Annotated in this window: 25 protein-coding genes; 15 read left to right on the top strand and 10 right to left on the bottom strand. The window is 69.6% G+C overall.

Going from position 1 to position 24,574, the window contains the following annotated elements:
• Positions 1-125 precede the first annotated feature (125 nt).
• Genes FHR33_RS20930 through FHR33_RS20915 form a run of 4 tightly spaced genes read right to left on the bottom strand, consistent with a single transcriptional unit; the run spans position 126 to position 1,980 of the window.
• Positions 126-440, bottom strand: a complete 315-nt coding sequence (locus FHR33_RS20930; protein ID WP_246452991.1) for a YbaB/EbfC family nucleoid-associated protein — start codon at positions 438-440, stop codon at positions 126-128.
• A gap of 12 nt (positions 441-452) precedes the next feature.
• Positions 453-839 carry a YbaB/EbfC family nucleoid-associated protein gene (locus FHR33_RS20925; protein WP_183650378.1) on the bottom strand — a complete coding sequence of 129 codons (387 nt, stop codon included), beginning with the start codon at positions 837-839 and terminating at the stop codon, positions 453-455.
• Positions 836-1,696: a hypothetical protein gene (locus FHR33_RS20920; protein WP_183650374.1), complete on the bottom strand. Its 861-nt coding sequence runs from the start codon at positions 1,694-1,696 to the stop codon at positions 836-838. Before FHR33_RS20920 ends, FHR33_RS20925 begins: the two co-directional genes overlap by 4 nt.
• An 8-nt stretch (positions 1,697-1,704) precedes the next feature.
• A complete protein-coding gene (locus FHR33_RS20915) occupies positions 1,705-1,980 on the bottom strand; it encodes a hypothetical protein (RefSeq protein ID WP_183650371.1) in 276 nt (91 codons plus the stop codon).
• Positions 1,981-2,567: 587 nt separating this feature from the next.
• Here FHR33_RS20915 and FHR33_RS20910 point away from each other — a divergent pair.
• Positions 2,568-3,011 (top strand): YbaB/EbfC family nucleoid-associated protein, encoded by a 444-nt coding sequence (locus FHR33_RS20910; protein WP_183650368.1) that lies wholly within the window; start codon positions 2,568-2,570, stop codon positions 3,009-3,011.
• Here FHR33_RS20910 and FHR33_RS20905 read toward each other — a convergent pair.
• Together FHR33_RS20905 and FHR33_RS20900 are read right to left on the bottom strand one after the other, a co-directional pair.
• Complete coding sequence (locus FHR33_RS20905; protein ID WP_183650365.1) at positions 3,008-3,709, bottom strand: hypothetical protein; 702 nt, start codon at positions 3,707-3,709, stop codon at positions 3,008-3,010. The genes FHR33_RS20910 and FHR33_RS20905 overlap by 4 nt on opposite strands.
• A 4-nt stretch (positions 3,710-3,713) precedes the next feature.
• Complete coding sequence (locus tag FHR33_RS20900) at positions 3,714-5,123, bottom strand: hypothetical protein (RefSeq protein WP_183650362.1); 1,410 nt, start codon at positions 5,121-5,123, stop codon at positions 3,714-3,716.
• Between the two features lie 328 nt (positions 5,124-5,451).
• Here FHR33_RS20900 and FHR33_RS20895 point away from each other — a divergent pair, with 328 nt between their 5' ends.
• From FHR33_RS20895 to FHR33_RS20870, 6 genes are all read left to right on the top strand, one after another.
• Positions 5,452-5,763, top strand: a complete 312-nt coding sequence (locus tag FHR33_RS20895; protein ID WP_183650359.1) for a WXG100 family type VII secretion target — start codon at positions 5,452-5,454, stop codon at positions 5,761-5,763.
• A gap of 11 nt (positions 5,764-5,774) precedes the next feature.
• The gene (locus FHR33_RS20890; RefSeq protein ID WP_183650355.1) at positions 5,775-6,134 is read left to right on the top strand and encodes a WXG100 family type VII secretion target; all 360 of its coding nucleotides are present in this window, start codon (positions 5,775-5,777) and stop codon (positions 6,132-6,134) included.
• Positions 6,135-6,212: 78 nt separating this feature from the next.
• On the top strand, positions 6,213-6,644 hold the full coding sequence (locus tag FHR33_RS20885; protein WP_183650352.1) for a hypothetical protein: 432 nt from the start codon (positions 6,213-6,215) through the stop codon (positions 6,642-6,644).
• A 24-nt stretch (positions 6,645-6,668) separates the two neighbouring features.
• Positions 6,669-8,156, top strand: a complete 1,488-nt coding sequence (locus FHR33_RS20880) for a hypothetical protein (protein WP_183650350.1) — start codon at positions 6,669-6,671, stop codon at positions 8,154-8,156.
• Positions 8,157-8,203: 47 nt separating this feature from the next.
• Positions 8,204-9,280 carry a hypothetical protein gene (locus FHR33_RS20875; RefSeq protein ID WP_183650347.1) on the top strand — a complete coding sequence of 359 codons (1,077 nt, stop codon included), beginning with the start codon at positions 8,204-8,206 and terminating at the stop codon, positions 9,278-9,280.
• A gap of 2 nt (positions 9,281-9,282) precedes the next feature.
• The gene (locus tag FHR33_RS20870) at positions 9,283-10,035 is read left to right on the top strand and encodes a hypothetical protein (protein WP_183650344.1); all 753 of its coding nucleotides are present in this window, start codon (positions 9,283-9,285) and stop codon (positions 10,033-10,035) included.
• A 430-nt stretch (positions 10,036-10,465) separates the two neighbouring features.
• On the opposite strand, the gene eccB is transcribed toward FHR33_RS20870, so the two are convergent.
• Positions 10,466-11,887, bottom strand: coding sequence for a type VII secretion protein EccB (eccB, locus tag FHR33_RS20865; protein ID WP_183650340.1), 1,422 nt, complete (start codon positions 11,885-11,887; stop codon positions 10,466-10,468).
• Between the two features lie 88 nt (positions 11,888-11,975).
• On the opposite strand from eccB, the gene FHR33_RS20860 reads away from it, so the two are divergent.
• Together FHR33_RS20860 and FHR33_RS20855 are read left to right on the top strand one after the other, a co-directional pair.
• Positions 11,976-12,356 (top strand): hypothetical protein, encoded by a 381-nt coding sequence (locus FHR33_RS20860; RefSeq protein WP_183650337.1) that lies wholly within the window; start codon positions 11,976-11,978, stop codon positions 12,354-12,356.
• Positions 12,356-13,693, top strand: coding sequence for a hypothetical protein (locus FHR33_RS20855; protein ID WP_183650334.1), 1,338 nt, complete (start codon positions 12,356-12,358; stop codon positions 13,691-13,693). Before FHR33_RS20860 ends, FHR33_RS20855 begins: the two co-directional genes overlap by 1 nt.
• A gap of 29 nt (positions 13,694-13,722) precedes the next feature.
• Here the strand turns inward: FHR33_RS20855 and FHR33_RS20850 are convergent, their stop codons facing one another.
• The 3 genes from FHR33_RS20850 to FHR33_RS20840 form a co-directional block, all read right to left on the bottom strand.
• Positions 13,723-14,637 (bottom strand): IS982 family transposase, encoded by a 915-nt coding sequence (locus FHR33_RS20850; RefSeq protein WP_183643426.1) that lies wholly within the window; start codon positions 14,635-14,637, stop codon positions 13,723-13,725.
• Positions 14,638-14,694: 57 nt separating this feature from the next.
• On the bottom strand, positions 14,695-19,215 hold the full coding sequence (locus FHR33_RS20845) for an FtsK/SpoIIIE domain-containing protein (RefSeq protein WP_183650331.1): 4,521 nt from the start codon (positions 19,213-19,215) through the stop codon (positions 14,695-14,697).
• Positions 19,216-19,295: 80 nt separating this feature from the next.
• Positions 19,296-19,517, bottom strand: coding sequence for a hypothetical protein (locus tag FHR33_RS20840; RefSeq protein ID WP_183650329.1), 222 nt, complete (start codon positions 19,515-19,517; stop codon positions 19,296-19,298).
• 238 nt (positions 19,518-19,755) lie between these two features.
• On the opposite strand from FHR33_RS20840, the gene FHR33_RS20835 reads away from it, so the two are divergent.
• From FHR33_RS20835 to FHR33_RS20810, 6 genes are read left to right on the top strand one after another with little or no spacing between them, the layout of a single operon-like run.
• Positions 19,756-20,433 carry a hypothetical protein gene (locus FHR33_RS20835; RefSeq protein ID WP_183650327.1) on the top strand — a complete coding sequence of 226 codons (678 nt, stop codon included), beginning with the start codon at positions 19,756-19,758 and terminating at the stop codon, positions 20,431-20,433.
• Between the two features lies 1 nt (position 20,434).
• The gene (locus FHR33_RS20830; RefSeq protein WP_183650324.1) at positions 20,435-21,169 is read left to right on the top strand and encodes a hypothetical protein; all 735 of its coding nucleotides are present in this window, start codon (positions 20,435-20,437) and stop codon (positions 21,167-21,169) included.
• Complete coding sequence (locus FHR33_RS20825; protein ID WP_183650321.1) at positions 21,166-22,464, top strand: TadA family conjugal transfer-associated ATPase; 1,299 nt, start codon at positions 21,166-21,168, stop codon at positions 22,462-22,464. The genes FHR33_RS20830 and FHR33_RS20825 overlap by 4 nt, the downstream gene beginning before the upstream one ends.
• Positions 22,464-23,321, top strand: coding sequence for a type II secretion system F family protein (locus tag FHR33_RS20820; RefSeq protein WP_183650318.1), 858 nt, complete (start codon positions 22,464-22,466; stop codon positions 23,319-23,321). The genes FHR33_RS20825 and FHR33_RS20820 overlap by 1 nt, the downstream gene beginning before the upstream one ends.
• The gene (locus FHR33_RS20815; RefSeq protein ID WP_183650315.1) at positions 23,314-24,234 is read left to right on the top strand and encodes a type II secretion system F family protein; all 921 of its coding nucleotides are present in this window, start codon (positions 23,314-23,316) and stop codon (positions 24,232-24,234) included. Before FHR33_RS20820 ends, FHR33_RS20815 begins: the two co-directional genes overlap by 8 nt.
• Positions 24,234-24,467: a hypothetical protein gene (locus FHR33_RS20810; RefSeq protein WP_183650312.1), complete on the top strand. Its 234-nt coding sequence runs from the start codon at positions 24,234-24,236 to the stop codon at positions 24,465-24,467. Before FHR33_RS20815 ends, FHR33_RS20810 begins: the two co-directional genes overlap by 1 nt.
• Positions 24,468-24,574: the final 107 nt, after the last annotated feature.

The following is a 24,574-nucleotide window of genomic DNA, read 5'->3' as shown; positions in this document are numbered from 1 at the left end:
GTTGTCGTTCCAGCCCCGTCGATCGATCGCGCTGTGGCCGCGGCCGACCGACGGGCCCACGATCTCCGGGTGTCCTGCGCCTGCCCTGGTGGCTCTGACGCAGGCCCCGGTCGTCGTCCACGGCGTCAGTAGCGACGCTCGATCGCCCGCTGGGCCGCCCTCAAGCCGTTCATCAGCTCGTCCTTGGACGTGGCCGCGGCCTCCTCTGCCGCGACGACCGCGGTCAGGATCGCGTCGGCGAGTTCCACGGCGTCCAGCCGTCTTCTGCTCAGTGGGTTGATGTCGAGCTTGAGCAGGCTGCCGAGCGCGTCGGTGGTGGCCACGATGCGGCCCTCGTCGGCGCTGGCGGTGAACTCGCGGATACTCCACTGGTCAACCATGTCATCGGCCCGATCCGCCAGTGCCATCAGGTCGTCGAGCTTCGCCTGTACGGCTTCCATCTCCTGCACCGGTCATCCCTCCCTCAGCACGTTCTGGATGTAGGGGGCCAAGGGGTCGCTGTCATCCGTGGAGACCTGCGGGCCGGCCAGGTCTCGCATGAGATCGGTCAGCCGCTCGCCGATGGCGAGCCGGGCGGCGACGATCGCCTCCTGGACGGCTTCAGCGAGCTCGACGTGGTCGAGATCGCGTAGCTTCTGGCTTTCGATGGACAGAGCGAGAAGGCGGCCCGTGCCCGCTACTTCGGCGCGCACCGTCTGTGTGGGGTCGGTGCCTTCGAGCCTCTGCTCGTCCAGGTCGCCCATGGCAGCAGTCAGGGAGCCGACCCATCCGTCCAGCTCGCGCATCAGACCGTCGAGATCGCCGATCTTGCCCTGGGCGAAGGCCTCGGCGTCTTTCACGGGCTCTCCTTGCCCGCGGGGATCCAGTTCTCCTTCACCTGGGCGGCGTCGCCGATGGTGGGTGAGATATTGAGATCGCGGGGGCCCATCGCGGGGTTGCCGGCTCGGTAGAAGGCGCCTCTGAGGTCGTTGAGTTTCAGCTCCAGCTTGTTGAGTTCGCCTTCGTAGGTGTAGTAGACGTCCGCGAACTGCTTGACGAGGTTGCCGGTCGCGCTCATGAAGACGCCGACCTGAGTCATCAGCGCCACTCTGCCGACGGGATGGAGGCTCATGGTGGCCAGCGTCCGAAGGATGGGCGCCGAGGTGGCGTACAGGCCGAACACCGACAGGTCGTATTCGGAAACCTCCTTGAACTGCGACTGCATGGTGCCGCTCATCTCTCCGGAGATCTTGCCGAGTTGGCTGTAGAGGCCGTTGACGTTGAACCGGATGTACTGCTGGAGCATCTCGACCGCATGCCCCTTCCAATGCGGTGAGATGTCGTCGAAGTAGGAACGCCACAGGTCGGACCTGTTGCCTTCCAGCAGGCCGGCCATGTCCTTCCACCGTTCGCGGCGGTCGTAGAACAGGAACGGGTTGCCCAGGTTGAGCGTGGCCGCCACGTCCAGCGCGATCGCGGCTATCCCGAGCCCGGACATGGCCATCGCGGCTCTGGTGGTCTGCCGCAGAGGGTTGAGGCCGCTGATCAGGCGCCTGTAGAAGCCCGGGTCGGTGCGCGGGGTCGGGGTGGGCTGGACCGTGACGGCGCGCACCACGTTGCCGCTGCGGTTGGCGATGTGAAGCTGCTGAGAGGAGGCCGGCGGGGGAGTCTCGCGGGGAAGGAAGATCTTCGGCGGCTCGTTCGGTGGGGTTGACATCGCTGCCGCTACTTCTTCGGGACAGCCGCGGCCCGCTCGGCCGCCATGTAGACGTCGGCCGCGTGGAACAGTTGGCCGCTGTCGGTGCCCAGGACTCCTCCGAGGATGCCTGCGCTGTCGCGCCAGGTGTGGGAGATGTTGTTGAAACGGCCGACGAACGGCAGGCCGACGATGGGGATGCCCGCGAGCGGGACCAGGTTCCAGCCCTCGAAGACGGGGGTGTGCTCCTTGAGCGTGTGGACACCGGTCGCCGAGCTGTCCATGGTGCCGGCGAACTTCCTCACGAAGCCGGCATGTGTGTCATACCCGCCGGCGGGGCCACCGGGCCCGCTGGGGTCGACCGGACGCGAGGGGACGTTCCCGGAGGTGGCGAGCAGCTGGGGGCGCAAGGCTGGCGGGAGACACGTCGGAGGCGGGCAAGCGGGGGTATGCGGGCAAGGACTGACCGCGGAAGATGGCGATGCAGTCGTAGATGGCGGCAAGACGTCAGGCATGCGGCGATTGTATTTTTTGTTTCGCCCGGACCTGTCTTCAGACGCTCAACGTCAAGAAGGAATTCACGGAGCCTTAACTTTGCCCCGAGTGGCGCGCGCCGGAATCGACCTTTTACCGCGTGAGTGCCTGTGGCAATTGTTAAGCATTACCAATTCATTGGCTGCGGAACAGCCGATCGGACTCATACCCGCACACGCGGGGGCCGGCCAGGCGCCACCCCCCTTGAGGCCCTCCGCGGGCGGAGGCGGGCGCCCCCGGCGGCCGGGACGTCAAGCGGATCGCGCCGAAGGGGGACCTTGCCGAACGCCCGTGATTGCGGAGTTAACCGACAACCGCTACGTTGCTGGTCGTTTGCCCCTCCAGGATGGAGTAGCCGGTGCAGGACTTCGGGGACTTCGCGAACCTCGACATTGACAAGCTCCTCAAGACCGCGGAAGAGCAGTTCTCCCGCGTCGAGGAGGTCCAGAAGACCATGGCCGAGCTCGTGGGCAAGGCGAAGGACGAGGACGGCCTTGTCACCGCCGAGTACACCAGCGCCGGCCTGACCATGCTCGAGCTGCACCCGAAGGCGATGCGGCTGGGCTCGGGGGAGCTGGCGGACAAGGTCAAGGCCGTCGTCCAGGAGGCCACGGCCGACCTGCAGCGGCAGGTCAACGAGACCATGGGCGAGATGTTCGGTGAGGACGAGAACCCCATGAAGTTCATCAGCAACCCCGACGCCGCCCTGGAGCAGGTGAAGAACGCCGAGGCCGCCTACAACAGGACGTTCGAGGATGTGATGGGCGAGCTCGACAAGATCCGCCGCCGCCTCGACCTCTAGGCCTTCACTGTCTGCTTCTCGTTCAGCTTCTTCTCCCAGCCGCTCTCCGCCTGCTTGAAGTCCGGCTTGCCGCCCTCGGGGTTGGTGACCTTGCTGTTCAGCTGGGCCTGCTGCGTGAGGAGCCATCCCTCGCCCAGCGCGAGGACAGCGCCCGCAGTGCCGATCATCACCATTTTCTTGCTCAGGGCACCGCTGACCACGCGTAGAACCCCGTTGGAGACCGCCAACATCCCGATTCGGCTCGCCAGCGTGCCGATCATCGGTGCCGCCGCCGCCACGGCGGCCGCGTAGGCGGCGATCAGCATCGTGGTTCCCGCGGTGGCCGACAGGACAGCTCCGCCCTTGGACACCGTGGAGCAGGCCCTGCACACGTCACGCGCGCACTCCTTGATCCGAATGTCGGTGTTCACATCGGCGATCAGATCCTTGGCGTTCTTGAGGAACTCCTTCTGGTCGTCGGCGCTCCACTCCTTGGGCATCTGGGCGTTCTTGTCGACCTTTTCCAGCCCGGTGAGCGCCGTCCGCATATGGCCGACCGACTCCTCCCACGCGTTGGCGAGGGTGTCCTGCGCGTCAGGGCTGCAGGTCTGCGCGCCCATGGCCAAGGGGATGGCGAATGCCGCGTTGCTCGGCGCGAGGTAGGCGGCGAACGTGCTGCTGGCGATTCCCTCGACGTACATGGCCATCCACATGTCCATGAGCTCAGCCCTTCTCGTACTTGCTGCTGTCGTCGGCGTCTTTCCAGGTGAGCGACGACTTCTGCAACGCCGTGTCCCAACGGTTGACCAGAGAGACACCTCCGGTCAGGTAGTCGGAGGCCGCGGAGCGGGCTCGGTCGTGCCCCACCGACAGCGGGATGCCCGCCACGCCGAAGATCAGAAGGTCGGACCTGTTGCCCGTGACTTTGCTGAACGCGTTCCTCAGCTCGGGGGCGACCTCATTGATCACGATGTGGGCCACATTCTTGATGGCCTTGGCGCTGGCGTATTTGTCCTCGGTGTAGCCGCCGTTGTTGGCGCCGTCGCCCTTGCCCTGGTCGCCCTTGCCCTGGTCGCCCTTGCCCTGGTCGCCGTTGCCGCCCGTCCCGGAAGGTCCTCCGCCCCCTCCGGAAGGGCCTCCGCCGCCACCGGAGGGCCCACCGCCACCTCCTGAGGGTCCCCCGCCACCGCCGCTGGGCCCGCCGCCAGGGGCGGGGATATCGGGGACGCCGGAATCGCCACCGGGAGCGGGGACGTCACCGGTCCCGTCGCCCTCGCCGGGTTTATCGCCCTCGCCAGGCTTGTCGTCCCCGGGCTTGTCGCCTTCGCCGGGTTTGTCGCCTTCCCCGGGCTTGTCGTCCCCGGGTTTGTCGCCTTCGCCGGGTTTGTCGCCCTCGCCAGGCTTGTCGTCCCCGGGCTTGTCGCCCTCGCCAGGTTTATCGCCTTCGCCAGGCTTGTCGCCTTCGCCGGGCTTGTCGTCCCCGGGCTTATCGCCTTCACTGGGCTTGTCGCCCTCGCCGGGTTTGTCGCCTTCGCCAGGCTTTTCGTCTCCGGTGCCCTGCTCGCCGCCCGGAGCGGTCGGGTCGCCACTGCCCTCCTGACCGGGCACCTCGCCCGGGGCCTGGTCCGAGCCGTCGCCCCCTGAACCGTCCTGGTCCTGCTCGCCCGAGCCATCGCCTCCGTCACCGTCCTGGTCGTCGGCGCCGGTGGCGGGGTCGTCGATGTCCTTGAGGCCGCCCTCGAGGTCGGCCATGTCGGCGTCGCCGCTGCCCTCGACGGACTCGGCGACCAACCCCTCCTCCGCGTCCGCGTCCGCGTCGCGGTCGGACGGATCCCACTCGGGGTCGCCCTTGGCCGCCTCCGGTTCGACGAAGCCCGGCTCGGTGTCCGCGGGCTCGTCCGACAGGGCGGGATCGACGGAGGTCGGTTCCGCGTCAGCGAGTGCGGTGGGCGCCGTGACGGGCGCGTCACCCGCGTCGCCGGTCGGCGAGCCTCCCGGATCGACGGATGCGGTGGCGAACGGCACGGCACCGTCGCCCCCACCGTGTGAAGCGTCGTCGATGTCCCGTAAGCGATCAGGTTCTGCGGGCAGCCCCCAGTTGAGAAGGCTGTCCATGCTGCGTTGCTCGCTCACCCGGCCTCCGTCCCCCGGCACTCAGTGATCCGAAACAGTAGCTCAAGACGGGACACTCCAGGCAGCAGGAGAGGTCGATCGTTGTCTGCGTTGACTCGGGCTCGACAGCGGAGGTCAATGGCATGCAATTCGACTACCTGCGGGTTTGCCGGGGGGCCATCTCAATGTGATCGATCTGTGATCTGCGTGCATGGTGATTATGTTGCGACAGGGGACCTATGTGCCCTTTGATGTTTGATGCGGTGATCGCTCCCCGTCTATCGACGGCTGAGGCCGTAACGGGGGTGGCGCCGCTTCTGCTCGGAGCCACACGGCACAGGAGGTACTGGTGGCGGAGTTCTATCAGGCGAGCGCATCCCAGATCGAACGGGCCATGCTGCTCGTGGTGAAGGCGGAGGAGGAGATCGAAGGTCTCCGCCAGGCCGTCATTCTGACCGGTGAGAACCTTGCGACAGGTTGGGCGGGTGCTGCGGCCAAGTCCTTCGGCGAGGCCATGATCGGCTGGGACGACAACATGAAGGTCGTCCGTAACGACCTCAAGAGCGTCGCCGAGAAGCTCGGCGCGAACGCGCAGACCTACGCGCGCGTCGACGACGAGAACAAGGGCGCGTCCTTCGTCCAGAACCTCATTAATCGCTAGGAGAGATCGCCATGCCCAGTCCGCACAACGATGTCGGTGCGAGCGACCGCGTCAAGGTCAATTTCGGGACGATGGACGTCGTCAGTGGCGACCTCGTCGCGATGGTGAACAAGTTCGAGCAGATCACCACCGACCTCATGCGGGACCTCGCGCTGGTGCTGGGAACCGGGGACGGCCAGGACCAGGCGGGCGACCAGAACGCCTGGGCCGGTGGCGCTAAGGCCTTCTTCGAGCAGAAGAAGATCGAGTGGACCCGGCAGGCCGAGCAGATGCGCACCGAGCTCGGGGCGGCCCAGAAGCACGTCAACCAGGCCAACGAGAACTACCAGATCGCCGAACGGCACAACACCGCCATGTGGACGCAGTACTGAGGTTGCTCTGGTCGGCTTACCGGTCACCGCTTCCGGTGGTGGCCGGATTTGTCGTCGTCGTGAGTATGGAAGGGCATCATGGCAGGACCTGACGGCGGGTGGCCGGGGCTGAACGGCGACGAGAACACCGTCGAGTTCAGCGTCGAACGGATGCGCGCGATCGCCAAGGAAATGCGCGGCGTCCTTTCCGTGATGAACGGCAGGGGCATGGGCGGCCCGGCGATCCCGGGTGAGCGGTTCATGACCGGGGCGATGGAGAGCGTTCAGGGACACGCCAGGATCAGCCGCGACGAGATCGGCACGTGGCCCGCCGCGGCCACGTTCGCGAACGCGGTCGGCTCGGGTGGTCCCGACGGCACGAGCACGAGCGGAGCGAGCATCCCCGGCGGCAACGGCGTCGGCTTCGAGATGGTCTACGCGAAGTTCGTCTCGACGTTCGAGAAGGTCGTGCAGGCCCTCGAGGACCATGCCGTGGAGTACGAGAAGAGCAACCGCTTCAACGGCGGCTGACGCCTGCGCAAGAGGAAGGTCAGTGTGGCCAGCGAGTCGAACACCTATCAGATCAAAGCCGCCGACAAGTGCGAAGCCCTCGACGTCAGTGCGGGGGGCGCGTCCGCCGAGCAGATCAAAGGGTGGCTGAACGACACCAACGCCCCTGCCATCGTGCGCGCGGCCGACGCCTACGCCAGCGCCGCATCGATGGTCGGCCTGGCCAGGGAGTCGCTGCTCTCGGCGGCCAAGGCGCTGAGCGAGATGTGGGGTGGGCCCACCGCCGCGCTCTTCCAGGCCGGGTTGCACAAGCTCGACACCACGGGCGACGAGCTGGCCACCAAGATGAAGCGGGTGTCGGACCAGCTCAACGCCTACGGCGCAGTTCACCTCCCTGAGGCCATCAGGAAGGTGGACGCCGCCACGGCCCCCGCCACGCCGCAGCCGAGCGCCGGGCCCAGACCCACGGTCACCACCACCCCGACCGCTCCTCCCAGCAGCAGCGCTCCGACAACGGCGCCCAGCACCACTCCGGCCCCTGGGCCGACCACGCCCCCAGCGCCCGGCGTGGACCCGAACGCTGCGGCCAAGGAGAAGCAGAACGAGCAGGCGCGGCGGATCCTGGAAGATCTCAACATGGAGATCGCCGGGCTCTACAGTCTGCTGCCGACCGACGTCTCCTACGATCTGGAGATCCCCTCCCCGCCCAGTGCGGACGGTGGATACCAGCAGACCAACTACTCGTCCCCTGACCGGTACCAGTCCTCCTTCAGAGGCGGTAACCCCGGCGGATCGCCGACCTTCGACACCGGCAACACCTGGCCTGGTACGGGCGGTGCCGACAGGCCGGGCACGGGCGGGCCCGGCCAAGGTCCCGGAGGTCCAGGCCAGGGTCCCGGAACCGGTTCCGGCGGTGGTGGCAGTGACGGATCTAGCCCGACAAATCCTGACAAACCGGGTGGCGCGCCTGGTGGGGACACTCCGCCCGGCACCGACCCGAACGCTCCCGGCACCGGCCCCAACGCCCCCGGCGGCAACGGTGAGACGGGGGCGGGCTCCGGCGGCAGTACGGGCGACGGCAGAGGAGACGACGGCACCGCGCCGGCGGTGATCGGCCAGAACGACAGTTCCCGTCAGACCGAGACGGCCTCGTACGTGCCGACCACACCCCCGTCCACGACGATGCCGACCTCGACGCCGTACGGGCAGATCCCGACCACCATGACGCCCACCATCTCCACCACCCCGGGAATGCCCAACACCTTCGTCGGGCCGACGAGCAGCTCGCCTGGCGTTCCCTCGGTGATCGGCGGTGGCACCCTCGGCGGCCCGAACGCGATGACCTCGGCGGCCGCGCGTGGCGGGCTCGGCGCGGGCATGCCGTTCATGCCGATGGGCGGCATGGGGGGCACCATCGGCGGTGGTGAGAGCGAGGAGAACACGTACTCGACAGACCTGCGGGAGGACCGGGACCCGTGGAACACGTCACACGAGGTGACCACGGATCTCATCGGCAGGACGGCTGAGGCGTGACAGAATCCCCCAACGCGGCGAACAATCCCCTGTCGGGGATTCCGAACATGTCGACTGCGAACTTCAGGCCCTCCTCCGGCATCCGTTTCGTCAAGGATCAGCTCAAGCCGACGACGGGCAGCCTCGAAGACGACGCGAGTACGGCTGACACGCTCGCCACGCGGACGGGCGGCATCAGCATCTACTATCCCCTGGCCATCAGGCAGGTGGGGAGCGCCCACGACCAGGCTCGCGACCAGGACGTCGAGACCGCGAGAATGGCCGGTGAGGTGCTCAAGTCGTGGCGGACCGCGCTGACGCTGGCCGACGCCAACTATCGCAAGTCCGACGACGACAGCCGCTACCAGCAGACCGGCGGGATCGACCCCTCACAGCTCGGCGGCCTTGGCAACGTGGGCAATCTCGGCGGCCTGGGCAATCTCGGCAATATGGGCAACCCGGACGGTCTGGGCAACCTCGGCGGTCCTTCCACGCCTGACCCCAATCTGAAGACGCCGGCGATCAACACCCCTGGCTTCGACAGGCCGGACCTTCAGACGCCGAAGGTACCTGGCCTCGACGACTCGAACCTCAAGAACCCCGGGCAGCCCGACCCGAACCTCCGGACCCCCGATCTCAGGACTCCTGACCTGCGGAACCCGGACCTCAACAGCCCGGACCTCAACAGCCCGGACCTCAACAGCCCGGATCTCAGGACCCCCGGCCTCAACGATCCCAACCTCAACAGTCCGGAACTCAAGACCCCCGATCTGAACACGCCCGACCCCAGGTCGACGGGGCTGTCGAACTACGAGCAGCCGAACCTGCAGACGCCGAACCTGCGCACTCCCGAGGTGCCCACCACCTATACGGGCGACCCGGGCACGTCGTACGGCAGGACGGGTACAGGCACGGGCACGGGCACGGGCTCTGGTATCGGGGGCGCCGGAGCCGCGGGCCTGAGCGCCCGCGGTGTCAGCGGCGCAGGCGGCATGCCGATGATGCCCATGATGCCGCCCATGGGCGCAGGCGGTCAGACGGACGACAAGGAGAGGGACAAGGACACCTACGCACTCCGCGAGGAAGAGGGTGTCTGGATGGACCAGGACGGTATCGCCCCGCCGACTCTGACCCACGAGGTGTGAGCATGGATCACACACTGCAGCGGTACCTGATGGCGATCAGTGTCCAGATCGGCGCCGCCATCTGGATCAGGCGTGCGTGGGCGGCGACGGTTCCGCTGGCGTTCGGGGCCTGCGCCGGCCCCATCGAGCCGATGGACAAAGGCAAGCACTCCTATCAGTCGGTCGACAAGGGAGGGGAGACGACCGAGATCGCCGCCCTGCGCCAGTCGTTGGCCGACCTCGAGAAGAAGCTGAAGGAACGCGCCGAGTGGGAGGGCGATGCCTGGGACTCCTTCAAGCAGAACCTGGACCAGTTCCTCGAGGAGTGGGAGAAGAAGGGTGTCTACCGCGACAGCTTGGGCGATGCCGCCGCCGCACCCAAGGGGATGGTCGAAGCGGGGTCCTACCTCGCCGTGACCTCCGCTCTCGCGATGCTCGCGCTGGCGGTGTTCATGCGCGCCACGTGGGCGGCAGGCCCGGTAGGAGTGGTGGCGGGAGAGACGGCCGCGAGCACCGTGGGCCCGCAGATCGGCCGTATCTCCACCGGAGCGCTCAAGAAGCTGACGATCGTAGGCTTCGCACTCATGGGGATCTATTCGGTCGCCTCGACGCTCAGCCAGAAGCAGGCGGCGAAGTTCCAGGACATGAAGGCGATGCCGTCGTTCGACGGTCTCGCACTCCAGTACGACAAGAACTCGGGTGGCCTCACGCCGAAAATACTCGGCAACAAGAACATGCCCGGGGGGATGGGCCTTCCCGACTCGTTCCCGGTGTAGCGACCCGGCCGCGGCCTGGGCCGGGCCACCAGGTCACGGTCGACGTCGTAGACCTTCGGCGCCTGGACCCGTCCGGCCTCGCCTTGCCTGCGGTCTCCCAGGGAGCCCCTCGTTCACCGACCACCGCTGAAAGCCCCTCGTTCAGCGACCATGGTTCGACGGAGAGCCGTTCCCACGGCAGTCGCTCGGGCACCTGGACGGACGCGGTGGCCGTCCTATCCCGGACAGGGCTGTCGGTGCGAAGCCCAGCGCCTGCTTCTGGGTCGCGGCCCGAGCTCGGCCCGCCCCGGCAGCTCGGACATGGCGCGGTCGCGGGCCGCGGCGAAGCCGCCGGAAGAGTCATGCCCGCCTCGTTACCGCCACGCCGCCGAGGGCGTGTCCGCCCAGGAGCCGCCGGCCGCGAACAGGGTGGTGAGCGCCCTCCCTGCGGCTACGGGCCGATCACAAGAGGATTCAGCGCCTTGACGGGGTCGAGGGTGGGGCCCGGCTGGATGGAGTGGAGCAGGTGGGTGGGCACCGGCGTCACATCGGCGGCGTCGTAGCCCAGCTTGCCGACCTGGTCGGCCGAGTGCAGCGGGAACCTGCGCCCCTGGTCGGTGATGAGCTCGTAGGTGTTGATGGCCTTCAGCTGGTTCTCCCCTGGCAGCAGTCCGGCCAGCGCGGCCCCGCCGGCGGGGAGAATCACCTGGTCGAAGAACTGCTCGCTGCCCGTCACCGCGGGGGGCTGGATGGTGATCGTGCTGCCGATCGTCAGCTTCGCCTTGACCGAGCCCTTCGCGGTCTCCGCGTAGACCGAGCACAGTGGCGACGTTCCCGGCACCGCGATGACCCTGGGCATCGAGGCGGGTAGGCCGCCGCCCATCAGGTGTTTCTGCGTCGTCGTCTGCTTGCTGTTGGCGGTGGCCGCGTCGATCTCGATCGGCTCGGCGGGGCGGTTGCCGTACACCGCTTTGATCTTGGGGTCGGAGAGTGCGAGGTTCGCCTGGGTCGAGGTGATGGGTGCCAGACCGTCGGCGACCAGGACATACCACCTCGTAGGACCGCCCGCGATGCCCGGAGTGGTGAATATCTGACCGAGTCGCGCGCTCTTGCCGTCGGGCCCCCTCGTCCGCTTGCCCAGGCCGGGGACGCGCGGCGCACGAAAGTCCGGACCTTCGGGGATGGCGTTCAGCCAGGCGGCGGGCACCTGCCTGGGGGAGCCGGCCCCCAGCGCCAACACACCCTCCGGCTGCACTCGCATCTTCGTGTCGTTCAGGATCACGTAGGCGTTGCGGCGGGCGTCCACGACCACGATCGCGTCACCGCCGAGCGGCCTGCCGCCCACGTCAATGCCGCCCACCAGCGACACGAACTGCTTGCGGACGCTGGACGGGTTCGTGTTGTCCATGACGCAGGCCGACCACGGGCCCTTGACCAGCTTCTCCTTGGGCGGCAGGGAGTCCGGCAGGCCGGGGATGCCCACGGTCGGGCCACGGTCGAATTTCGCCAGCGACGCGGAGGTCACGTTGCGGACCCGTACGTCGGTGCTGTCGAGCAGCAACCGTCCGGAGACGTAGTTGGCCACCGGCAGCAGCTTGCGCTGCTCCTGGCTGTAGACGAACGCGGCGCCGGTGTTCTCCTCCACCAGCAGCTGTCCTGGATCGGTGAGGTTGGTCGCGTTGCCAGGCTTGATCAGACCCCAGACCCCGAACCCCGCGACGACCAGCACCGCGATGAGCAGCCCGCAGAACATCGCGACGTTCTGCCTGCGCATCGGTGACTCGGCGACGTCCGGCTCGGCCTGGAGCAGGGCCATGCCCATGCGTTGCAGCATCAGCCGGTGGGCTTGGTAGAGATCCTTGCGGGTCTGCATGGAGGCCAGCATAGGAGCCTATGTCCAACTTCCACACGACTTGGATAGGTTCCACTACAGTCGAGATCACGATGACGGAGGTGGGCATATGGCAGAGCCGAGAGATCCGGTGGCCGTCGAGCACAGGTGGCCCGGTCTCGACCCGAAGCCTGGCGAGATCGATTACGACGCCGGCAAGCTCAAGGGCATCGCCAAGGCGCTGGGCGACGGTCTTGAACGCCTGAGGGGCATGGAGATCGGCTCCATGCAGGACCTCGGCACCCGCGGTATCGTGACCCACCCGGCGCCGAACCAGGGCTGGGAGGCCGGTGATGCCGTCTTCGACACCATCACCGAGGCCCATCGCTTCATCATGTACGTCTACGGCGAGATCAACTCGAAGTACGACACCGCGCTCTCGCTCGTACGCGCGGGCGCGGGCGTCTACAACGGGACCGAACAGGCCAACACGGGCACGAAGAGCGTCTGATGGACATCAAGTCGAAGCAGTACCCCGTCAAGGTCAACGGTGAGTTCACCCTGAAGGAGACGCCGACGGTCCAGCAGGCCTCGGCGGTGATGAGCGGGCTGAGCCAGCCGGACGCCCGTCGGGGTGTCGAGAAGGCGGCCAACGCCTACAAGAGCGCCAGCAAGATCCTTACGGACACCATGACAGTGATCTTGGACGCGGCTGTCGCGATGGCCAAGGTCTGGGGCGACAAGCCGTCCGTGGAGGCGCAGCAGGCCCTGCGGGCGCTCTACGTCACCGTGCGGGACCTCTCGGGCAAGACCTACGCCGTCGGGACGGCTCTCGAGCAGATCGGCGAGACGGTCATGGGCAACATGCCTGACAACGGAAAGGGCTTCGCGGGCTGGGACGACGGGTCCTCCTGGGACGACAGCATCATCGACATCACCTTCGATGGTGGGGACTTCTGGGAGTCGGACAGAGATCGGGCCAAACGCAACCTGCAGGAGATCAACAACCAGCTCCAGCGGATTCACAGCATCCTGCCCGACGAGGTGCGCGAGGATCTACCGGACATCGGGCCGTCGAGCGTGCCTCCCCCTCCGATCAAAACGCCCACCATCCCCACGGGCGGGGTCAAGACGCCCACCTTCGACACCCCTTCCTACGACCCCAACTCCGGTGGCCTCGGGACAGGGAACGGCGGCTCCTCGGGGACATGGCCGGACTCCACCTTCCCCGACGGCCCGGGCTCGGGCGGCACGGGTTCAGGCGGGGCCGGGTCGGGCGGGGTCGGGTCGGGCGGGATCGGGTCGGGCGACGACAGGATCAAGACTCCCGGCATCCCCCCTGGGACGGGCGGCGACGGCTCCCAGTACCCCAACATTCCTCCAGGCGGCAACGGGACCACGATTCCGAACCTCCCTACCGGTCCCACCTCCGGCATGAACACGCCTGACGCGCGCACCACCAACCTGGCCGACTTCCAGCCGCCGAATGTCGACACTCTCCCGAACAACCAGTCCATCGACCCCAGGACCGGGCTGCCGACCGGCGTGGGTACGGGGAACGGTACGGGCACAGGGAACGGCACGAGCACCGGACCGAACTCCGGCTACGGGACCGGAGTCGCCACGGGCATGGGATCCGGCGGCTACGGGTCGGCCACCCAGGCGGGCGCGCGGGGCGCGAGCACGCAGGGCATGGGCGGTATGCCGATGATGCCTCCGATGGGCGCGGGTGCCCCTGGTGGTCAGGAGGAGCGGAGGAAAGAAGACGGAACCTGGCTGATGGAGGAAGACGACGTGTGGGGCACCAACGACCACAACGCGATCGACGGTCCTACGGTCGGCATCTAGATGAATGAGTCCAAGGCGTATGGTCACGTTCAGTGGTCGTAGGCGATCAGGGATCGTTTGATCGGCTGGCTGGTCTTGTCGTTGTGCCAGATCACGGTGGTCAGCGCGAGGATCCTGGACAGCACGCGGATGAGGACGCCGGCTGGGGTCCGGCCCCCGTGGCGTTCCAGGTCGAGCTGGCCCTTGAAGGTTTGGTTGATCGATTCGATGGTCTGGCGTAGCGGTTTGAACAGCCGCGCTCCGGCCCGCTCGCTTTCGCCCTGGCGGGCCGGTCGCAGCAGGCGCAGATCACGCTCGGTCAGCGCGTGCTCGAAGTCCCGCCCGTAGTACTGCCGGTCGGCGATGATCGACTGGCCCGGATGGCCGGCCACCACCTCGGGAGCGGCATCGAGCATCCCGAGCAGGGTGTGGCGCTCATCGGCCTTGGCGCCGGTGAGGGCGAACATCACCGGCAGCCCGCCCAGGGTGCACAGCAGATGTAACCGCAGCCCCCAGAAATAGCGGGAGTGACTGGCGCAGTAGCCGTACTCGGCCCACCCGGCCAGGTCACTGCGCCGAGCGGTATCGCGGGAGCGGCCGCACTCCACCGGGGTGGAGTCGACGACCCACACATCGTCGCTCCACAGCGTGGTGTCGGCGGCCAACATCCTGATGATGTGCAGGACCAGCCCCGATGCCTTCCGTAGCCGTTTGCCGTACCCCGACTGTCCGGGCAGGTAAGGGAACATCCCGCCCAGTTCGGCGTGGGCATAGCGCAGCCAGCGTCGTTCGGAGACGAAGCCCAGCAACGCTGACATGACCGCCAAGGTCACCAGTTCGGCGTCGCTGAGCGTGGGCCCGATACCTGTCTTCGGCCGCCACGGGGCCAGGCCTGGTGAGGCCTTCAGTAGATCATCGACCTTCACATACAGTGCGGTTGCGAGGGTGTCCAACTTGGTCGTCACAAACTGAGGGTGGGCGCCCTCGCCCTATCTCCGCAGCTACGCCTTGGACTCATTCATCTAGCCGGGCAGCGCCGTCTGGATCGGGGTCACGGTGCCGGTGGTCACCAGCAGCCCCCTGCCGGGCGGCCCGCCCACCGCGCCTCTCGGCAGCCGCACGGTGAACAGGTCGCCGTCGGCGGGGCTCTGCACCGATAGCAGCAGTCCCGTGCGCGACTTGCGCGTCTCGGCCACGAAGCCCCTGTAGGCGGTGGACAGGTCGCCCGTCGTGCCCGCGATGATCAGGCCGTGCTCGCCGTCCCTGCCGGTTCTGAGGGTCTCCTCCAGCAGCGTGCCGAGCGGGGCGTCGGGGTTGATCAGCTCGGCGTCGTCCACGACGACGACGTAGCGCTCGCGCCCGTCCAGCAGCTCGCGCAGGCCCACGCCGTTGCCGTCCAGGACGGCCAGCGCCCCCTCCAGCTCGCGCAGCGGGCTGCGACGGGGGACCACGGCGACGACGGCGGTGCCCGAGGAGATCAGCGAGCGCGCGGCGGTGAGCAGCGCCGACGAACGGCCAGAACGTGGGGGCCCCGCGATGACCGCGCCGGGGCCGTGGGCGAGCAGGTCCACGCCCACCGGAGCCAGCGCGTCGCCGCCCACGCCGAGCAGCGCCCACAGCGGGCCTTCGCCGGAGGGCCCGAGCTCGAGCGCCTGGGCCGTCGTGATGCGCATCGGCAGGGCGTCGACCCGCAGCGGGGGCTCGCCCTCAGGATCACGGGAGCGGGCGAGCGTCTGCAGGGCCGCCACCTGCGCGGGGCCCGAGGGATCGGGGTCGAGCAGGGCGATCTGGCTCTCCACCACGCCGTGCTCGCTCGTGGACAGCGCCCTGCCCGGCGGCATGGCGGCGGGCAGGTCCCTGACGGGCAGCCCCGCGAGGCCGTAGTCGGCGGGATCGGCTAGCCGCAGGATCAGCCGCTCGTCGAAGACGGTGGACACCTGGCCGAGCAGCGCGGAGCGGTCGCCCGTCACCACCGCGCGCAGCCCGACGGCGGGCCCCTCACGCAGCAGCTGGAGCAGCGCCTCGGTGAGCCTGCCGTAGTCGTAGCCCTCGAAGGCCGCGACGTAGCCCTCCCACCTGTCGACCATCAGCACCAGCCACGGCAGCCTGTGCCCCGCCGCGCGGTACTCCGCCAGTGAGGCGTGTCCTGCCTCGGCCAGCAGCTGCTGCCTGCGGCCCACCTCCTCGCGCAGCCTGGCGAGCAGTCGTTCGACCCTGTCGAGCTGGTCGCGGGTGACGACCGCGCCGCAGTGCGGCAGCGCGACCAGGGGGAGCATCGCGCCCGACCCGCAGTCGATGACGTGCAGGTGCACGTCGGCGGGCGACGTGGTGGCGGCGATGGCGCCGGCGATCGTGCGCAGCGCGGTGGACCTGCCGCTGCGCGCCGCCCCCGCGATCAGCAGGTGGCCGCCGCGCTCCAGGTCGAGCGCGAGCGGCCGGCGCCGCTGCGCCCACGGCAGGTCGGTCACCCCGAACTCCAGGCCCTCGGGTTCGCCGATGACGACCTGCGCGGGCAGCGGCGGCAGCCACGGGCTCGGCTGCTCGGGAACATCGGCCCGCTCCGCCGCCGCTGCGATCGTGTCGGCCAGGATCGCCAGGTCGGTGATCGCCAGCCCTTCGAGAGGTTCGGGCGCGGGCGGCAGCGGCCGGCCCAGCGCCCCCCACTCGAGCTCCACCACACGCGGCCGCGCCTGCGCGTCGCCGGGCGCGCGCCCGCCCACCCTCGCGGCCTGCACCGCCACGTGTTTGACGTAGCAGCGGCCGGGCGTCGCCTTGGAGATGTGCGCGGCGTCGGGGATGCCGATGACGTCGGCGGACTCGGCGGCCTCCGTCACCCTGAGCGCGATCCGCAGCGAGGTGTTCGCCTGGATGTCGGCCGTCACCACGCCCGCGGGACGCTGCGTGGCCAGGATCAGGTGGATGCCGAGGGAGCGGCCCCTGCGCGCGATGTCGACCAGGCCCGCCACGAAGTCGGGCAGCTCGGCGACCAGCGCGGCGAACTCGTCGATGACGAGCACGAGGCGTGGCAGCGTGCCCTGGTAGTCGTCGATGTCCTTGGCGTCGGCGTCGAGCAGCAGTCGCTCCCTGCGCCTGATCTCGGCGGCCAGCGAGGTCAGCGCCCGCTGGGTGAGGTGGCCGTCGAGGTCGCTGACCATGCCCACGGTGTGCGGCAGGCGCGCGCAGTCCTTGAAGGCGGCGCCGCCCTTGTAGTCGATCAGCACGAAGGTCAGCTGGTCGGGCCTGTTGCGGGCGGCCAGCGCGCAGATCAGCGTCTGGAGCAGCTCCGACTTGCCCGCGCCCGTCGTGCCGGCGATCAGGGCGTGCGGGCCGTCCTTGGCCAGGTCCACGGTGAACGGGCCCTCGGGGCCGACGCCGAGCAGCGCCTCGGTGGTCGGCGCCGCCCACTGGACGGGCGGGTGCAGCAGGTCGAGCAGGCGCACCGCCTCAGGCAGGCTGCCGTTCGGGTCGTCGCGCGAGACGTCGCGAAGGGGGGAGAGCGCTCTGGCCAGCCGCTCGCACCACTCGTTCGGCACCTGGTCGGTCAGGGCGGCGCCCAGCGTGTCGAGGCCGCCGCCGCGCAGCCGTACCTGGCCGTCGAGGCCGCAGGCGGCCACGGTCTCGCACTCCTCGGGCAGCAGCCGCTGCTCCTCGTCCACCGCGAGCGTGTAGACGCCCGCTCGCGGGCCCTGCCTGAGCACCTGCGGCATCCCCTGCAGCCCGCGCAGCACCTGCGCGCCGTCGAGCACGACCAGCACGTCGTAGGGGCGCTCGTCGTAGGAGGGCCGCTTGTCGGTCTCGGGGCCGCCCAGGTCGTCCCAGCCGGTCGGGACCTTGCCGAAGTCGGGGATCGAGGTGTTGAGCCGCTCGTCGATCAGCGCCGTCAGCTCCGCCACCCGCCTGGCGGCCGCCTCGGGGTCGGCGCCCACCAGCACCACGCAGTCCTCGCCGCCGTGCGGGGCGCAGTGCGGCAGCCAGCGTGCCCAGCCCCACCGCTCCTCCGCGTCGGAGCCGGCGGAGATCACCACGATCGCCAGGTCGCGCGGGCTGTGCAGCGCGGCCGCCTGCGCGATCATCCAGCTCACCAGTCCCGCCGTCGTCTCGCGCCCGCCCGTCACGCCCGCGACGCCGAGGCGTCGCATCGGCAGCGCCACGGGCACCTTCCTGCAGACAGGGCTCTCGTACGGCTGGTCGAACTCCAGGTCGGCGGGCAGGTCGGCGAGGCCGACCCTGAGTCTGAGCGCGTCGGCGTCGTGGATCCTGCGCTCCCACAGCCTCCGGCGTGGGCCCGTGGCGGTGAGCAGCACCTCGGCCGGGTCGGGCGCGGCGGCCCTGCGGGCCCGCTCGTCGTCCCTCCTGGCCTGCTCGACCTCCTCGCGGAAGGCGGCCAGATCCTCCCTGTACTGCTTGACGGAGCGCTTGTGCTGCTTGCGTCCGTGCCGCCGGTCGCTCCACCACTGGCCGAGCATGATGAGCGGTGTCATGAGCGCGATGAGCAGGTAGTACCGCTGGCCGGTGACCAGCATCATCGTCACGCCGAGCACCGCGGGCAGCAGGGCGGCCAGCAACTGCAGCCGCATCGTCTCCGCCCGCCTCGGCTCCTGCGGCACCTCGAACCTGCGCGCGGTGTCGGGACGGCGCAGCCTCGGCGGCCGGTTGTAGGCCAGCCCGCCGTCGGGGTGGGGGGCGAGATGCGCGTCGGCGGGTTCGATGGCGGTCAGCGTGAAGATCGAGGAGCCTGCCGTCAGCAGGGCGTGCTCGGGCCAGTCGGCGGGCGCGGTGACGGGCTCGCCGTCCAGGGTGATCTCGGGGGGCTCCCCCATGGGGGGCGTGTCCCTCAGGGCCAGCTCGTCGAGTTCCTCGGCGTATCGGCCCTTCGCCTTCCTGCGCGGGGGCTCCTGCGGCTTCCTCTTCGGCGGTTCGACCGTGATCGACTCGGGGGTCACACGGAGGGTCGCGGCCTCGGCCGGCAGCGAGGGGTCGCGTACGGCGATCGCGCAGCTCGGGTCGGCGCCGATCACGTGGACGCCCAGACCGAGGCGATGGACCGAGCCCGCCTGCGGGCCTCCCACGACGCGCACCTCGGCCACGCCGCCGGGCTCGGCGACCAGGGTCAGGCTCGCGAGGTGGGGGCGGAGGGTGATCCTGTCGCCGTTGCGCAGGACGGCTCTGACCGGGGCCCTCGGGTCGACGGGGCGGCCGTCGCGCCACACCGTCGGCCCGTCGAAGCCCAGGCCGCCGACTCCGTGCGCCCATCCGTCGTCGGAGGCCGCCGCGGGCGGGTCGCTCGCTCTGCGGTGGCCGGTGTGCCTGCCCGCTGGCCTGTCGGGCGAGAGACGGGTTTCGCCGCGCTGGCGCGGGATGCGGGGCTCGGCGCCGAGGCCGTAGGGGGCGCGGTTCCTGGACAGGCGGACCACCTTGGCCAGCGGCTCCTCCGGCGGGCCTGCCAGCGCCTCGGCCACCCTGGCGACCGTGGTGCCCGGGTCGCCCTCGATCACGACGTCACGATCGCCGCGCTCGTCGAGGACGGTGAGCATGATCCGCATGTGCCGCTCCTCCGGGGTCGGACCGGCCGCCACGCTAACGCGTGACCGCGGCGCCCGCCGCCCGGATGACGACACCGGTATCAGGAAGGGGGCCGGCGGCCGGCCTCCATCGTGCGGTCGCGAAGCTCCTCGGCCTTCTCCTCCAGCAGCCCCGCGTAGGCGTTCACCTCGGCGGTGACCTCCACCAGATTGGCGGCCGCCCTGTGCAGCCTGCCCACCGTCCAGGAGGTGGCGGGGGCCGCGGCGAGACGCGCGACCCAGCGACGGCGAAACCGGGCGAAGCGCCCGCTGTGCCTGGCCATGCGGCAAGCATCCCACAGTTTGAACAGGTTCAGGGTGGCAGTTCTGTGAATTGTGTGACCAATGTGGTCGCTATCACCAAATACGCAGTCAATTCAAGCGGCTTTAATTAACCGGTCTGGTTGACAGGCTCCTACCTGCGAAAGGAGCATTGGTCCTCGTATTCGGGCCCCGTCAGGCGTCATCAGATGCACATAATGGCCTGAATTCCCGCAAATTCATCATGGGAGCCCCCCACCTATGAGGACCAGCGAAAAGCCTGCCGTGAACTCGGCGGGGCCCGCAGGCGTGCTCTCCAGCAGCACCTCACGCAAGCTTCCCGTGCCCCCGCGCGAGCGCAAACCCGCGCTCGCCGCGCTGGCCGTCCTCCTCATTCTCGGTGGCGCGCTGGCGACCACGCTGCTCGTCATGCGCAGTGGTGATCGCATTTCCGCGATCAGGGTCGTGCAACAGATCGGCGGGGGTCAGAAGATCTCCGCCAACGCCCTCGAAGAGGTGCAGATAGCCGATACAGGAGTCGCCTATGTGGCATGGTCGCGGCGGTTCGCCGTCATCGAGACCTACGCCGCGGCGACCATTCTTCCCGGCACCCTCCTCACCGACCAGATGACCGTGACCGCGAGCCAGGAGCTCGGCCCTGGCAAGGCCAAGGTCGGGCTCGCGCTCAAGCCGGGCCAGGCGCCCGCGGGGCTGCGCGAGGGCGACCGGGTGCAGGTCATCCACGTGCCAGGACGCTCGTCGGGCGCGCAGAGCAGGGTGCTGGCGCCCAACGCCCTGGTGCACATCGTGGGCGAGCCGACCAGGACGGGTTCGGCGGGGCTGATCACCGTCATCGTCGACTCGACCGTCTCGCCGCAGATCGCCGCCTACGCCTCCGGCGGCGAGATCGCGGTGGCCGAGCTGCCGGGAGCGCGCTGACGTGGCGCTGATCGTCCTGGCCGCCGACAAGGGGGCGCCCGGCGTCACCACCGCGGCGACCGCGCTCGGCGCGGTGTGGCCGCGCGCCGTCCTGCTGGCCGAGTGCGACCCGGCGGGCGGCGACCTCGCCTACCGGTTGCCCGCCGCCGACGGCGGCATGCTGAACCCCGGCAGAGGGCTGCTCACCCTGGGCGCCACCGCCAGGCGCGGGCTGGAGCCCGCCCAGATCCACGAGCACACCCAGAAGATCATCGGAGGGCTCGATGTGCTGGCCGGGCTCACCCACGGCGAGCAGGCCGCGGGCCTGACCTGGATGTGGGGGCCGCTCGGAAGGGCGCTGTCCGGCCTGCCAGGCGCCGACGTGCTGGCCGACTGCGGCAGGCTCGGCGCCCACCCCCAGGTGGGCGAGCTGATCGCGGAGGCCGAACTCCTCGTGCTGTTCACCCGCGCCAGCCTCGACCACGTCGCCCACCTGCGCGAACGCCTCGCGATCGTGCCCAAGGGCCCGCAGCTCGGCGTGGTCGTGATCGCCGACCCCCGCACCTACCGCGCCTCCATCGACGAGGTGCGCAGGATCGTGGGAGGACAGGCCGCCTTCGTGGCGGGGCTGGCCCACGATCCCAAGGGCGCCGAGCTGCTGCGCGGCCAGTGGGGCGGCAGGCTCGACCGATCCCTGCTCATCCGTACGGCCCGCGAGCTCGCAGGACGGCTCTCCTCCCAGGTGAGGGTGCCATGACCATCGACCACTCGCTGGTCAAGCGCTTCCGCCAGGAGGTCGGCGACCGCCTGTCCCACCAGCGCCGCCTCGACCAGGCCAACGGCCTGCCCGCCATGACGGGCGAGGACGAGCGGCAGTTCGCCCGCGCGCTGATCTCCCAGGTGCTCGAGGAGTTCGCCAGGGGAGAGATCGGCTCGGGCCGTACCCCGCCCACGCTCGAAGAGGAGGAGGCGCTCGCGGCGGGGATCCACGCCGCGCTCTTCGGCGTCGGCCGCCTCCAGCCGCTGCTCGACGACGGCGACGTCGAGAACATCGACATCAACGGCTGCGACCGCGTCTTCGTCAGCTACGCCGACGGCCAGGAGCTCACCCACGAGCCCGTCGCCGAGTCCGACGAGGAGCTGATCGAGCTCATCCAGATCCTGGCCGCCTACTCGGGCCTGTCCAGCAGGCCGTTCGACACCGCCAACCCGCAACTCGACCTGCGCCTGCCCGACGGCTCGCGCCTCTCGGCGGTCATGGACGTCACCGTACGGCCGGCCGTGTCGATCCGCAGGGCCAGGCTCGGCAAGGTGTTCCTGTCCGACCTCGTGGGCAACGGCACGCTCACCCCGCTGGTCGGGCGCTTCCTCACCGCCGCCGTCGCCGCCCGCAAGAACATCATGATCGCCGGGTCCACCAACGCGGGCAAGACGACTCTGCTGCGGGCGCTGGCCAACGAGATCCCCGCCCACGAACGGCTGATCACCGTCGAGCGCGCGCTCGAACTCGGCCTCGACCAGTTCCCCGAGCTGCACCCGAACGTCGTCGCCTTCGAACAGCGCCTGCCCAACTCCGAGGGACAGGGCGAGATCACCATGGCCGAGCTGGTACGCCGATCCCTCCGCATGAACCCGTCGCGCGTGATCGTCGGCGAGGTCCTCGGCGACGAGATCGTCACCATGCTGAACGCGATGACCCAGGGCAACGACGGCTCGCTGTCCACCATCCACGCCAACTCCAGCATGGAGGTCTTCAACCGCATCTCCACCTACGCGCTCCAGGCCGCCGAGCGGCTGCCCATCGACGCCACCCACATGCTCATCGCGGGCGCCATCGACTTCGTGGTCTTCATCGAGAAGCGCAACGACTACGCGGCAGGCGGCACCCTTCGGCGCTTCGTCTCCAGCGTGCGCGAGGTGAACGGGGTCGACGGACGCGTCCTTTCCAGCGAGATCTTCGCGCCGGGCGCCGACGGCACCGCCGTACCGCACGCGCCCGTCTCCTGCCTCGAGGAGCTCGCCCCGCACGGCTACGCCCCAGGAGCCTGGTGATGACCGGCATCGACCCGCTGGCCCTGCTGTCGGGCGCCGCCGCAGGCGGCGGCCTCTTCCTGCTCGTGCTCTCCCTCTACGGCCTGCGCCCCCGCCCGAAGTCCGCCCCCCGCCACCTCGTGCGCACCCTGTCCACCCGTACGGCCGTCGCGGCGGTCCTGGCCACGGTGATCCTCGCGGTGACGCAGTGGCCCGTCGTCGCCGCCGGCGCGGCACTGCTCGTCTTCGCCTGGCGAGGGCTTTCGGGCGGAGCCGCCTCCGAGCGGGCGGCCATGGTCAGGCTGGAGGGGCTTGCGGCCTGGACCGAGTCCCTGCGCGACACCATCGCGGGAGCGGCGGGCCTGGAGCAGGCCATCCCCTCCTCCATCAGGGCGGCGGCGCCCATGCTCCGCCCGCACCTGCGCGCCATGGTCGACCGCCTGCACACGCGCATGGCCCTGCCCGACGCGCTGCGGATGTTCGCCGACGAGCTCGACGACCCTTCGGCGGATCTGGTCATCGCGGCGCTGATCCTCAACTCCAGGCTGCGCGGCCCAGGACTGCGGGACGTGCTCGGCGCCCTTGCCGTCTCGGCCCGCGAAGAGCTCGACATGCGCCGCAGGGTCGAGGCCGAGCGCCGCTCCACCCGCCGATCGGTACAGATCGTCGTGCTCACCGCTCTCGGCTTCGCCGCCGCGCTGGTCGTCTTCAACCCCTCCTACGTGGCCGAGTACCGCTCGTGGCTGGGGCAGGCCGTCCTCGTGGTGGTGGCGGGGCTGTTCGGGGCCGGGTTCGCGTGGATGCGCAGGCTGGCCCGCTTCGACAAGCCGACCAGGCTGCTCGGTCTCGACGTGCCCACGGGAGGTGCCCATGGTTGAGGGTGTGCTGGCGGGCGGGGTGCTCGGGCTCGGACTGTTCCTCCTGACGAGGGCGCTCTTCCCCGCAAGGCCGGGGCTCGTCGCCCGTCTCATCGCGCTCGACGCCGCCAGGGAGGACACCGACGCTCCCAGGCTCCAGCTCGTGCTCCCCGACGAGGAGGTCAGCGCCTTCCGCCGCGGCCTCGGCGTACGGCTGGCCAGGCTATACGCCGCGAGAGGCTGGGAGGTCCGCTCGATCAGGGCCGACCTGGCGCTGGTCGGACGCTCGTTCGAGGGCTTCCTCGCCACCAAGGCGCTGCTGGCCGCCTCGGGGCTGCTCGCCTTCCCCCTGCTCGCGGGGTGGCTGGCGCTGATGGAGTGGGGCGTCTCGCTGACCATCCCCTTCTGGGCGGCGCTGGCCGTCTCGCTGCTGTTCTTCGTCCTGCCCGACCTGCAGATCAGGCGCGACGCGGCGGCCAAGCGGCGCGACTTCCGCCACGTGGTCGGCGCCTTCCTCGACCTGGTCTCGATGAACCTCGCAGGAGGACGCGGCGTCCCCGAGGCGCTGATGATGGCGGTCTCCGTCAGCGGCGACTCGCCGAACTGGGCGATGTCCCGCATCCGCGACGCGCTCAGCGGGGCCAGGATCGTGGGCATCACCCCGTGGCAGGCGCTCGGCCAGCTCGGCGAGGAGATCAACGTCGACGAGCTGCGCGACCTGTCCGCCGCTCTCGGGCTGGTGGCCGACGACGGCGCGAAGGTGCGCGCCTCCTTGACCGCCCGCGCCGCCACCCTGCGTCGCCGCGAACTCGCCGAGATCGAGGGGCGGGCGGGGGAGCGGTCCCAGTCCATGCTCGTCGCCCAGCTCCTGCTGTGCGCCGGGTTCGTGATCTTCCTCAGTTTTCCCGCCGCTATGAAGATGTTGGGGTCGTGATGAACCATCCGTGGATCGTGTACCTGACCGCCTACCTGGGGGTCCGCGTGCACCGCGCCCGCACCGCCCCCACGCGTGGGGCCTCCGCCGTCGAATGGGTGATCATCACCGCGATCATCGCAGGGGTGGCGCTCGGGCTGGCGACGCTCATCAAGACGCTCGTGGAGCAGAAGCAGAGCGACCTCCAGAACAGCTTCGGCGGGGGCGGCGGCTCGGGAGACGGCAACGAGTGACCCTCTCCCGACCTGCCCTGACCGGCGACCTCTGTCCCATCGAGGGCGTGCAGAGGAGCCCTCGTCCTCCATCCGTGGGCGAGGGAGCCGAGCCTGCCTCCGTGGGG

Source organism: Nonomuraea dietziae, from assembly GCF_014195505.1.
In the GTDB taxonomy this organism is placed as follows: domain Bacteria; phylum Actinomycetota; class Actinomycetes; order Streptosporangiales; family Streptosporangiaceae; genus Nonomuraea; species Nonomuraea roseola.
Note: the sequence above shows the minus strand (reverse complement) of the source record. Positions and strands in the feature narration are given on the sequence as shown.